10 protein-coding genes and 1 pseudogene are annotated in these 11811 nt (G+C 68.5%); 5 read left to right on the top strand and 6 right to left on the bottom strand.

Annotated elements, in window-relative coordinates; translation table 11 throughout:
- The 5 genes and pseudogenes from VED21_RS06385 to VED21_RS06365 all read right to left on the bottom strand — a co-directional run.
- A pseudogene (locus VED21_RS06385) lies at positions 1-141 on the bottom strand (electron transfer flavoprotein subunit beta/FixA family protein); the annotation flags it as partial.
- A gap of 13 nt (positions 142-154) precedes the next feature.
- Positions 155-919, bottom strand: a complete 765-nt coding sequence (locus VED21_RS06380) for an SDR family NAD(P)-dependent oxidoreductase (RefSeq protein WP_324881488.1) — start codon at positions 917-919, stop codon at positions 155-157.
- A 110-nt stretch (positions 920-1029) separates the two neighbouring features.
- Positions 1030-2076, bottom strand: coding sequence for an enoyl-CoA hydratase/isomerase family protein (locus VED21_RS06375; protein WP_324881487.1), 1047 nt, complete (start codon positions 2074-2076; stop codon positions 1030-1032).
- A 4-nt stretch (positions 2077-2080) separates the two neighbouring features.
- On the bottom strand, positions 2081-3649 hold the full coding sequence (locus tag VED21_RS06370; RefSeq protein WP_324881486.1) for a malonyl-CoA synthase: 1569 nt from the start codon (positions 3647-3649) through the stop codon (positions 2081-2083).
- 129 nt (positions 3650-3778) lie between these two features.
- Positions 3779-4459 (bottom strand): GntR family transcriptional regulator, encoded by a 681-nt coding sequence (locus tag VED21_RS06365; protein ID WP_324881485.1) that lies wholly within the window; start codon positions 4457-4459, stop codon positions 3779-3781.
- 253 nt (positions 4460-4712) lie between these two features.
- Here VED21_RS06365 and VED21_RS06360 point away from each other — a divergent pair, with 253 nt between their 5' ends.
- Both VED21_RS06360 and mmsB read left to right on the top strand, forming a co-directional pair.
- On the top strand, positions 4713-5867 hold the full coding sequence (locus VED21_RS06360; RefSeq protein ID WP_324881484.1) for an isobutyryl-CoA dehydrogenase: 1155 nt from the start codon (positions 4713-4715) through the stop codon (positions 5865-5867).
- 57 nt (positions 5868-5924) lie between these two features.
- A complete protein-coding gene (gene mmsB, locus VED21_RS06355) occupies positions 5925-6815 on the top strand; it encodes a 3-hydroxyisobutyrate dehydrogenase (protein ID WP_324881483.1) in 891 nt (296 codons plus the stop codon).
- Positions 6816-6829: 14 nt separating this feature from the next.
- Here the strand turns inward: mmsB and VED21_RS06350 are convergent, their stop codons facing one another.
- Positions 6830-8479: an AMP-binding protein gene (locus VED21_RS06350; protein WP_324881482.1), complete on the bottom strand. Its 1650-nt coding sequence runs from the start codon at positions 8477-8479 to the stop codon at positions 6830-6832.
- Between the two features lie 218 nt (positions 8480-8697).
- Between VED21_RS06350 and VED21_RS06345 the strand changes: the two genes are divergently transcribed.
- From VED21_RS06345 to VED21_RS06335, 3 genes are all read left to right on the top strand, one after another.
- Positions 8698-9549 (top strand): ABC transporter ATP-binding protein, encoded by an 852-nt coding sequence (locus VED21_RS06345; RefSeq protein ID WP_324881481.1) that lies wholly within the window; start codon positions 8698-8700, stop codon positions 9547-9549.
- Complete coding sequence (locus tag VED21_RS06340; RefSeq protein WP_324881480.1) at positions 9549-11510, top strand: long-chain fatty acid--CoA ligase; 1962 nt, start codon at positions 9549-9551, stop codon at positions 11508-11510. The genes VED21_RS06345 and VED21_RS06340 overlap by 1 nt, the downstream gene beginning before the upstream one ends.
- A 19-nt stretch (positions 11511-11529) precedes the next feature.
- On the top strand, positions 11530-11811 hold a 282-nt coding region (locus VED21_RS06335; RefSeq protein WP_414638157.1), incomplete at its 3' end, for an ABC transporter permease subunit.

The following is an 11811-nucleotide window of genomic DNA, read 5'->3' as shown; positions in this document are numbered from 1 at the left end:
AACGGCTTCTTCGACGGCGATCTCGTCGAAGGGGTTCATCGAGAACTTGACGTTGGCGGTCTCCACTCCCGTGCCGTCCGCCTTCACGCGGATCTTCACGTTGTAGTCGACCACCCGCTTCACAGGGACGAGGATCTTCATCGCGGCGGGGTCCTTACTGCGGGGCCAGACGCACGGCGCCGTCGAGGCGCACGGTGGTGCCGTTCAGCATGCGGTTCTGCACGATGTGCAGCACGAACTCGGCGTACTCCTCCGGCTTGCCCAGGCGGTGCGGGAAGAGGGTGCCGGCGACCAGCGACTCGTGCACCTCGGGCGGCATACCGCCCATCATCGGCGTCTCGAACAGGCCGGGTGCTATGGCCATGACGCGCACGCCGCGCGGCGCCAGCTCGCGCGCCGCCGGCAGGGTCAGCGACGCCACACCGCCCTTGGAGGCGGAGTAGGCGCACTGGCCGATCTGCCCGTCGAACGCGGCGACGGAGGAGGTGTTGACGATCACGCCGCGCTCGCCGTCCTCGCCGATCGGGTCCAGCGCGGTCATCGCCTCGGCGGCGAGGCGCATGACGTTGAAGGTGCCGATCAGGTTGACGGTGATGACCTTGGAGAAGGTCTCCAGCGGCATCGGTCCCTTCTTGCCGACGACGCGGGCGCCGACGACGATGCCCGCGCAGTTCACGCAGATGCGCGCCGGACCGTGCGCGTCGGCGCCGGCCTTCAGCGCGGCCTGCACCGAATCCGGGTTGGTCACGTCGCACACGGCGGCGACGCCGCCGATCGCCTCGGCCGTGGCCTTGACGCCGGCCTCGTTGACGTCGAGCACGGTGACCTTGGCGCCGGCCGCGGCCAGTGCCCGCGCCGTCGCGGCGCCGAGCCCCGATCCGCCGCCGGTGACGACGGCGGCCTGATTGCGGATGTCCATGTCTGTCCCTCCCTTTGATTTGTTCAGACGTTGGGTTTTCGGCTGCGCCTCAACCCAACCTACTGGTGCATCGTAGGTTGGGTTGAGCGCCAGCGAAAACCCAACGGCGGTTACTCGAACGTAAGCGTGCCGGCCGGGTGCGGGCCGAAGGCCTCGTCCACCGACAGGGCGCCGGGCGGCTGCCACTGGGGCGCGTTGTCCTTGTCGACGATCACCGCGCGCACGCCCTCGCGGAAGTCGGGTGCGGCGGCGACGTGCAGGCCCAGCGTGAACTCCAGCGCCATCGCCTGATCGAAGTCGAGGCCGGCGCCGTCGCGCAGCTGGCGGAATGTGACGGCGAGCGCGTAGGGCGACTTCGTGCGGATGGTCTTCAGCGTCTCCGCCGCCCACGGGTCGGGGTCGGCCTCAAGGGCGGAGAGCACGGCGTCCAGGCTGTCGCCGGCGAACAGCCGGTCGATCAGCGTGCGCTTGGCGGCCAGGGGTGCCGGGCCGGGGTCCTGGTGGAAGCGCGCCAGCACCGCCTGCACCTGCAGGTCGGCGTCCGCCGCGTCGGTGATGTCGGCCAAGGCCGCCTTCAGGTCCTCGATGGCGGAGGACGGCACGTGGTGCGTGGCGATGCCGGTGTACAGCATGTCGGCCGCCTTCAGCCGCGCGCCGGTCAGGCCCAGGTACAGGCCGATCTTGCCCGGGCAGCGCGGCAGGAAGAAGGTGCCGCCCACGTCGGGGAAGAAGCCGATGCCGGTCTCCGGCATGGCGAACAGCGTGCGTTCCGTGGCGACGCGGTAGCGGCCGTGCACCGACAGGCCGACGCCGCCGCCCATGGTGATGCCGTCGATCAGCGCCACGTAGGGCTTGGCGTACGTCTTGATGCGGCGGTTGAGCCGGTATTCCTCGCGGTAGAAATCGGCGAGGAAGGCGATGTCGCCGGCCGAGGCGGCGTCGTACAGCGCGCGGATGTCGCCGCCGGCGCAGAACGCCTTCTCGCCGGCCCCCTCGATCACCACGGTGGCGACGGACGGGTCGGCGGCCCAGCGCTGCAGCGCCGGGTCGATCTGGCGGATCTGATCCAGCGTCAGGGCGTTCAGCGCCTTCGGCCGGTTCAGCGTGATGACGCCCGCGCCGCCGCGGGGTTCGAAGAGAACGGTGGGTTCGCTCATGTTCTTATTTTCCGGCGGTGAAGATGTCGGCGTGGCGGTCGCGCAGCAGGTTCTTCTGCACCTTGCCCATGGCGTTGCGCGGCATCTCGTCCACGAAGAAGACGCGCTTGGGCACCTTGAAGTTGGCCAGCTGCTCCTTGCACACGGCGATCACCGCCGCCTCGTCGGGCGCGGTCAGGCCGGGCTTGCGCAGCACGACGGCGGTCACCGCCTCCCCGAAGTCGGGGTGGGGGACGCCGACGACGGCGGATTCGACCACGCCGTCGATGGCGTCGATCACCGTCTCGACCTCCTTGGGATACACGTTGAAGCCGCCGGAGATGATCAGGTCCTTGGCGCGGCCGACGATGTGCACGTAGCCCCTGCCGTCCACCTTGCCGACGTCGCCGGTGATGAAGAAGCCGTCCGGCTTGATCTCCTGCGCGGTCTTTTCGGGCATGCGCCAGTAGCCGGAGAAGACGTTCGGGCCCTTCACCTCGATCACGCCGATCTCATCGGCGCCCAGCGTTTTGCCCGTCTCCGGATCGACAACGCGCAGGCTCACCTCCGGCAGCGGGAAGCCGACGGTGCCGGGAATGCGGTCGCCGTTCAGCGGGTTGGAGGTCAGCATGCCGGTCTCGGTCATGCCGTAACGCTCCAGGATCGCCTGACCGGTGCGGGCGGAGAACTCCTTGTGCGTGTCGGCCAGCAGCGGGGCGGAGCCGGAGATGAACAGGCGCATGTGCGCCGTCGACTCTTTGGTCAGGCCCGGGTGCGCCAGCAGGCGGGTGTAGAAGGTGGGCACACCCATCATCACCGTGGCCTTCGGCAGCAGCCGCATGACCTGATCGGCGTCGAACTTCGGCAGGAAGATCATCGACGTGCCGTTCAGCAGCACGCAGTTGGTCGCCACGAACAGGCCGTGCGTGTGGAAGATCGGCAGCGCGTGCAGCAGCACGTCGTCGGGGCGGAAGCCCCAATACGTGTGCAGCGTCAGCGAATTGGAGCCGAGGTTCCGGTGGCTCATCATGGCGCCCTTGGAGCGCCCGGTGGTGCCCGACGTGTAGAGGATGGCCGCCATGTCGTCCGGCCCGCAGGGCACGGTGTCGAAATCCGGCGCGCAGGACGCGGCGCGGGCGGGCAGGGTGCCGTCGCCGTTCGTGCCCAGCGTCAGCAGGTGGGCGACCTTCGCCTTTTCGGCGGTGTCCTTCAGCGCGGCCTCGGTCTCCGGCTTGCAGACGAAGATGTGCGGTTCGGCGTCGGTGAGGAAGTACTCGACCTCCGCCTTCGTGTAGGCCGGGTTGAGCGGCAGGTAGACACCGCCGGCGCGCACCACGGCGAGGTAGAGGACGATGTTCTCGGCGGACTTCTCCACCTGCACGGCGACGCGGTCGCCCTTCTTGAGGCCGAGGTCGGCGAGCAGGCGCGCGTAGCGGCCGGTGAGATTCTCCAGGTCGCCGTAGGTGACGGCCTTGCCGTCATCCGTGGTGATGAACGGCCGGGAGCGGTCGGTGGGGAAGCGGGACCGGAAAAGGTCGAAGATGTTCCCGATGCTGTCCGCCGCCGCGGTGTCGGCCTGTGCCGTTTCGGCCATGTCGCCCTCCCCCATGTCGTTTTCTCCCATGCCGTTCTTGCTGGGCGCGCCCCCTATGGCGCAGGTTCGTTGCTGTGGGGCTTAGCACACGGCGGCCCCGTTTTTCCAGCGCTTTGTATACGCAAGCCCTCAGGACTGTATACCGGCGCCGCCCATGATCGACACGAACTCGGCGAAGATGTCGATCTGGATGGTCACGTGGCGGCGCATCGCCTGGTACGCGCCCTCCGGGTCGCCGTTCAGGATGGCCTGCACCACCGTGTCGTGCTCGTCGAAGCTGTCGTGGACGCGCGAGGGGTGGTTCAGCTGGTAGCGGCGGTAGGGGGCGAGGCGCACGAACAGGCCGTGGGCGATCTCCTGCAGCGGCTCGTTGTGGCTGCCGGCCTGGATCGCCTCGTGGAACTCGCGGTTCTTGGCGTAGTAGGCGTCCAGCTCCCGCGCCTTCATGAAGGCCTTGGATTCCTCGTGGATGCGCCGGAGGTTCTGCTTTTCCGCGTCGGACATGCGGCGCGCGGCGTAGCGGCAGCACAGCCCCTCGATCTCCGACATCACCTCGAACATCTGCACCATGCGGTGCAGCTTCAGCGGCGCCACCACGGCACCCTGGCGCGGCTGCTTCTCCACCAGCCCGGCGTGGACCAGTTGGAGGATCGCCTCGCGAATCGGCGTGCGGGAGATGTTGAAGCGCTGGGCCAGCCCTTCCTCGTCCAGGCGGCTGCCGGGACGCAGGCGGCCGAGGAAGATGTCCTCCTCGATGGCGCGGCGCACCTCGTCGGCGCGCGTGGCGCCACCACCCTTCTTGTCGGACACCGGATCGCTTCCCTTTTCCTGCTCCGCGGCTGCGGCGTTCCGCCGCCCGGGTGGCCGATATACGTCCGTCACGCGCTCCCTCCCATACCTTTTTTCGCGCTCTGTGGCACACGGCGCAGCGCCTATATGAACACAAATCGGCGCGTTCGTGTATACAGAATGTGGACAACGCGTATCCGCCGTGCTACTCGTCAGGCCAAGCAAACGGTGCCGCACGGCCATGGGCCGGCGGCCGCGACGGGAGGGTCGCTGCATGGATTTCACCCTGTCCGAGGATCAGCAGGCGTTCCGCGACACGGCGCGCGACTTCGCGCAGGCCGAAATGGCGCCGCACGCCGCCCGCTGGGACGAGGAGGCCGTGTTCCCGGTCGACACGCTGCGCAAGGCGGCGGAGCTGGGGTTCGCCGGCATCTACGTGAAGGACGACGTGGGCGGGTCGGGCCTGGGCCGCGTCGACGCCGCCATCATCTTCGAGGAGCTGGCCGCCGCCTGCCCCTCGACCGCCGCCTACATCTCCATCCACAACATGGCGTCGTGGATGATCGACACCTGGGGCACGAACGAGCAGCGCCAGCGCTGGCTGCCCAGGCTGACGACCATGGAGCACTTCGCCAGCTACTGCCTGACCGAGCCGAACGCCGGGTCGGACGCCGGCAATCTGCGCACCAAGGCGGAGCGCGACGGCGACCACTACGTGCTGAACGGCTCCAAGGCGTTCATCTCCGGCGGCGGGTCGTCGGACGTGTACGTGTGCATGGTGCGCACAGGCGGCGAGGGGCCGAAGGGCATCTCCTGCCTGGTGGTCGAGAAGGGTACGCCGGGCCTGTCGTTCGGCAAGCAGGAGCACAAGCTGGGCTGGAAGAGCCAGCCGACCTCCGCCGTCATCTTCGACAACTGCCGCGTTCCCGTCGCCAACCGCATCGGCGCGGAGGGCGAGGGCTTCAAGATCGCCATGAAGGGACTGGACGGCGGCCGGCTGAACATCGGCGCCTGCTCCATCGGCGGGGCGCGCTTCTGCCTGGAGCAGGCGGTATCCTACACCGCCGACCGCAAGCAGTTCGGCCAGCCGATCAACAGCTTCCAGGGGTTGCAGTTCAAGCTGGCCGACATGGCGACGGAGCTGGACGCGGCGCGCCTGATGCTGTGGCGCGCGGCCAGCTCGCTCGACGCCGGGTCGCCAGAGGCGACCATGCAGTGCGCGATGGCCAAGCGCTTCGCCACCGACGCCGGGTTCAACGTGGTGAACGACGCGCTGCAGCTGCACGGCGGCTACGGCTACGTCAAGGAATACCCCATCGAGCGGTATTTCCGGGACCTGCGCGTCCACCAGATCCTGGAAGGCACCAACGAGATCATGCGCGTGATCATCGCGCGCCAGCTGATCAGCGGCTGGCCGCGGAACAATTGATCGGCGAACAGCCCGCACAAGCGGGCGCCTGACGACATTTTCGGGGGAGGATAACGCATGGCGACGATCGCCTTTATCGGCCTTGGCAACATGGGTGCGCCGATGATGCGCAACCTGCTGAAGGCCGGCCACACCGTCTTCGCGTTCGACCTGTCGGAGGCCGCCTGCAAGGCCGCCAGCGACGCCGGCGCCACCGTGGCCGGCAAGCCGGCCGAGGCCGCGGCGCAGGCCGACGTGGTGGTCACCATGCTGCCCGCCGGGCAGCACGTGCGCGACGTCTACATGGGTGCTGGCGGCGTCATCGCCGCGGCCAAGCCGAACAGCCTGTTCATCGACAGCTCCACCGTCGACGTCTCCTCGGCCCGCGCGGTGGCCGAAGCGGCGACCGCGGCCGGCCACGTCATGGTGGACGCGCCGGTGTCCGGCGGTGTCGGCGGGGCCGAGGCCGGCACGCTGACCTTCATGGTCGGCGGCAGCGACGAGGCCTTCGCGCGCGCCCAGCCGATCCTGGCGAACATGGGCAAGACCATCGTGCACGCCGGCGGCAGCGGCACGGGGCAGGCGGCGAAGATCTGCAACAACATGATCCTCGGCATCTCGATGATCGCCGTGTCGGAGGCCTTCGCGCTGGCCGAGAAGCTGGGCCTGGACGCGCAGAAGCTGTTCGACATCGCGTCGAAGTCGTCGGGCCAGTGCTGGTCGCTGACCTCCTACTGCCCGGTGCCGGGTCCGGTCCCGACCTCGCCCGCCAACCGCGACTACGTGCCGGGCTTCGCCGCCGGCATGATGCTGAAGGACCTGAAGCTGGCGGTCGAGGCCGGGCAGGTCGCCGGCTCGCCGCTGCCGCTGGGGGCGGAGGCCGCGCAGATGTACGCGCTGTTCTGCAACGCGGGCAACGCGGGCGTCGACTTCTCCGGCATCGTGAAGATGCTGCGGGGGCAGGCCTGAACGCAGCCGGGCCGTCAGCCCGCCTGCTGCATCGGGATGGCGTCGGAGCCGGTGCCGCGGTAGTGCACGTTGCCGTCGGCGTCGAGCACGGCCCAGTCGCCGGTCAGGTAGTAGCGCCGTCCGTGGCGGAAGCGGCGGGCGGTGCGCTCCTGGTCGTTGGCGTAGGACCGGAACCAGAAGAGCGGGGAGTTGGCGGTGTCGATGGCGATCTCGCCCTCGCCGCCGACCGGCGCCTCCCGCCCCTCGCGGTCGAGCACGACGACCCGGTAGCCCGGCATCGGCCGGCCCAGCGAGCCTTCGCGGCGGTTTGCCATGGTGCCCGGTGCATAGCGGTTGACGATGACGATGCCCGTCTCGCGCTGGCCGTACTGGTCGAGCAGCGGGACGCCCAGCGTCTGCGTCACCCATTCGATGAGGTCGTCGGGCAGCGGCTCGCCCACCACGGCGATGGACCGCAGGGCCAGCTTGTCCGGCACGGGAATGGAGCCGCGCGAATGCCACGCCCGCACCTGGGACGGCGCCGCCGTCAGGTTGGTGACGCCGAACTTCGTCAGCATGCGGTAGCCCTGCTGCACGTTGTACGGCCCGTCGCAGAAGATGGTCGTGCGGCCGAGCAGCAGCGGCCCGATCAGGCCGTAGTAGGCGCCGTAGGCCCAGCCGGGATCGGCCATGTTCCAGTAGATGTCGTCGTCGCGCAGGTCGAGGCCGACGCGCATGTACTGCTCGATTCCCGCCAGCGCCTTGACGGGCAGGGGCACGCCCAGGGGCGGCGCCTCGGCCTCCGAGGTGTAGATCAGCGCGAAGGGGTCGTCCGCCGCGTAGGCGGTGACGGAGTCGCGGGGAACGGCGGCGTGCAGCGCCGACCAGAACAGGACGTCGTGATGAACGCCGCTCAGCGCCTCGTCCCCCTCCACCATGATGACGGCGCGGCGCCGGGCCGGGTCGCGCGGCACCTTGCGGCTGAGCGAGCCGTTGGTGATCACGGCGCGCGTCTGGCTGTCGGTCAGGCGGAAGGCGATGGCGTCGCGGGTGTAGGTGGTGAACAGCGGCATGTAGACGGCCCCCAGCCGCCACGTCGCCAGCGCCGCGATGAGGAGTTCCGGCCCCTTGGGCAGAAGCACGGCGACGCGGTCGCCCTTGCCCACGCCCAGGTCGGCCAGCACGGTGGCCAGCCGCATGGAATCCTGCGACAGGCGGGCGAAGCTCAGCTCCGTCGTCTGGCCGGCGACGCTTTCGTGCAGCAGGGCGGCGGTGGTGCCGTTGGCGCGGGCGTGCCGGTCGCACAGCAGGGTGGCGAGCGCGATCGAATCGCCCTGGTATTCCGGGCGCAGGAAGGCCGACGGGCGCACGCCGTCCACGGCCGGCACGGGCGCGCCGGGCAGCGGCAGGCCACGATGGCGGGCGGCGGCCACCTGGCCCAGCGCGTCGAGGTCCGGGCCCAGGAAATAGCGCCGGCTGGCGGCGTCCTGCTCGACCAGGCCTTCGCGGGCGAGGGCCGCCAGCAGGCGGTGCACGGTCGCCTTGGACAGGCCGGTTCCGGCCATCAGGTCGGTCAGCCGCGCGCCATCCGGCGATCCCGCGGCGACCATGCGGAGGAGGGCGATGGCGCGCTCCAGGCTCTGGGTGCCGCCCGTGCCCGCCGACGATTGGATATCCGGCTTCATGTGTCTCAACATATGGAACTTCAGTCACTCTAACATTCGGCAAACTCGCTGACAAACGCGATTTTTGTTGTGACAGCTCTTCAGCCTGAGGTATGGTTGGCCCTGCCCGCAATAACGCGGTCCACATCGTGAGACATGCGGTCCACAATGTGGACCTTGCGATCGGCACACACGAGGCTCGCGACGAAGCCGAGCCCGAGAGAAGAACGGAGGAGGAAATGCCCGGCGCGCCACCCGTCCCGCACCAGGAACGCACCCCGCGGGACGAGACCCCCATCTTCGAGGCACGCAACATCTCGCTGCGCTTCGGCGGTGTGCGGGCGCTGACGGACGTCAGCTTCCACATCAAGAAGGGCGAGCTGTTCTCGATCATCGGGCCGAACGGTGCGGGCAAGACCTCGATGGTCAACTGCATCTCCGGCCGCTACCGGCCCACCGACGGCCGCGTCTACTTCAAGGGGCAGGACATCACCGACATGACGCCCAACCACCGGGCGTCGCTGGGGATCGGCCGCACCTTCCAGAACCTGGCGCTGTTCGGGCACATGACCGTGCTGGACAACATCATGGTCGGCCGCCACCACCTCTTGAAGAACAACTTCCTGACCGGGTCGCTGTACTGGCTGACCGGGGCGCGCAAGGAAGAGCTGGCGCACCGCCGCGAGGTCGAGGAGATCATCGACTTCCTGGAGATCCAGCACGTCCGCAAGGCGACCGCCGGCACGCTGTCCTACGGCCTGCGCAAGCGGGTCGAGCTGGCGCGCGCCATGGCGCTGAAGCCCGACCTCATCCTGCTCGACGAGCCGATGGCCGGCATGAACCTCGAAGAGAAGGAGGACATGGCCCGCTACATCGTCGACCTGAACGAGGAGTTCGGGATGACGGTGGTGATGATCGAGCACGACATGGGCGTGGTGATGGACATCTCGCACCGCGTCATCGTGCTGGACTTCGGCAAGAAGATCGCCGAGGGCAAGCCGGAGGAGGTGCTGGCCGACCCGCGCGTGCGCACCGCCTACCTCGGCGAGGAAGACGAGGGCGAAACCGCCCCCGCGCAGGAGGTCGCGTGATGGCCGGCACCCCACAGATCACCAATCTCACTCTGCCCGATCTCTCGACGCACGACACGCTGCCCAAGCTGCTGGCGCTGCACGCCCGCGACCACGGCGGCGAGGTGGCGCTGCGCGAGAAGGACTTCGGCATCTGGCGCGCCTTCACCTGGGCGCAGTTCCATGAGCGCGTGCGCGCCTTCGCGCTGGGCCTGACGCAGCTGGGCGTCGGCAAGGGCGACGTGGTGGCGCTGCTGGGCGACAACCGTCCGGACTGGGTCATCGGCGAGGTGGCGGCGCACGCCATCGGCGGCATGAGCCTGGGCATCTACCGCGACGCCATGGACGAGGAGGTCGCCTACCTCATCACCTACGCCGACGTGAAGGTGGTGATCGCCGAGGACGAGGAGCAGGTCGACAAGCTCCTCAACCTCGCCGAGCGGCTTCCCACCCTGAAGCACATCATCTATTCCGACCCGCGCGGCATGCGCAAATACCACGACCCGCGCCTGATGGAGGCGACGGACCTCGTGCGCATGGGCGAGGCGCTGCGCGCCCAGCAGCCCGACCTGTACGACCGCATGGTGGCGCAGACCAGCGGCGAGGACGTCGCCGTGCTGTGCACCACCTCGGGCACCACGTCGAACCCGAAGCTGGCGATGCTGCCGGCGGGCCGCCTGCTGCGCCACTGCGCCAGCTACCTGTCGGTGGATCCGAAGGGTCCGCAGGACGAATACGTCTCGGTGCTGCCGCTGTCGTGGATCATGGAGCAGATCTACGCCGTCGGCATGGCGATGCTGTCGCGCATGCGCGTCAACTTCGTCGAGGAAGCCGAGACGATGATGAACGACTTCCGCGAGATCGGCCCCAGCTTCGTGCTGTTTGCACCCCGCCTGTGGGAGGCGATCGCCGCCGACGTGCGCGCCCGCATCATGGACGCCTCGCCCTTCAAGCAGAAGATGTTCGACCTGGGCATGAAGCTGGGCCTGGAGGCGCAGGCGCAAGGCAAGCGGTCCTGGGTCGCCGACCAGATCCTGTTCCGCGCGCTGCGCGACCGGCTGGGGTTCTCGAACCTGAAGTCGGCCGCCACCGGCGGCGCGGCGCTGGGTCCCGACACCTTCAAGTTCTTCCAGGCGCTGGGCGTGCCGCTGAAGCAGATCTACGGCCAGACGGAGACGATGGGCGCCTACACGGTGCACCGCGGCGACGACGTGGATTTCGACACGGTGGGCGTGCCCTTCGACGACGGCATCGAGGTGAAGGTCATCGACGCCGACCAGAACGGCGTGGGCGAGATCGTCACCCGCCACCCGAACATGTTCCTGGGCTATTACAAGAACGAGGCGTCCACCATCGCCGACCTGCGCGACGGCTGGATGCACACGGGCGATGCCGGCTTCTTCGACAAGAAGGGCCATCTGGTCATCATCGACCGCATCAAGGACATCGCCACCACCGCCCGCGGCGACCGCTTCAGCCCGCAGTACATCGAGAACAAGCTGAAGTTCTCGCCGTACGTGGCCGAGGCCGTGATCCTGGGCGACAAGCGCGACTATCTGGCGGCCATCATCTGCATCCGCTTCCCCATCGTGTCGAAGTGGGCGGAGAAGAACCGCATCGCGTTCACCACCTACTCCGACCTGGCGTCGAAGCCGGAGGTGTACGAGCTGCTGCGCGCCGAGGTGGAGAAGGTCAACGCCACGCTGCCGGACTTCCAGCGCATCACCAAGTTCCTGCTTCTGTACAAGGAACTGGACGCCGACGACGGCGAGCTGACCCGCACCCGCAAGGTGCGCCGCGGCGTCATCGCCGAGAAGTACGGGACCATCATCGACGCGGTCTACACCGACCAGAAGGCCATCGACGTCGACACCACCATCACGTTCCAGGACGGCACCAAGCAGCGCATCCGCACGACCCTGAAGGTCGTCGAGCTGCTGCCCACCGGCAAGGCGCGCACGCCGCAGCCGGCCGCGGCCTGAGCGGACGAGGAGTGACCCCATGACCCTGTTTCTCCAGCTCCTGGTCAACGGCCTGATCGTCGGTGCCTTGTACGGCGTCGTCGCCATGTCGTTCGTGCTCATCTACAAGGCCAGCCGCATCGTGAACTTCGCGCAGGGCGAGTTCCTGCTGATCGGTGCCTGGACCTGCTGGTGGCTGCTCACCTCGTGGCAGCTGCCGTTCTGGATCGGCTTCCCGATCACATTGGCCTTCATGATGCTGTTCGGCATCATCCTGCAGGTCGTCGTGCTGCGGCCGATGATCGGCGAGCCGATCATCTCC

It is taken from the genome of Azospirillum sp., assembly GCF_035627195.1.
GTDB lineage: Bacteria > Pseudomonadota > Alphaproteobacteria > Azospirillales > Azospirillaceae > Azospirillum.
The sequence above is the reverse complement of the archived record's forward strand: the minus strand, read 5'-3'. Positions and strand labels throughout refer to the sequence as shown.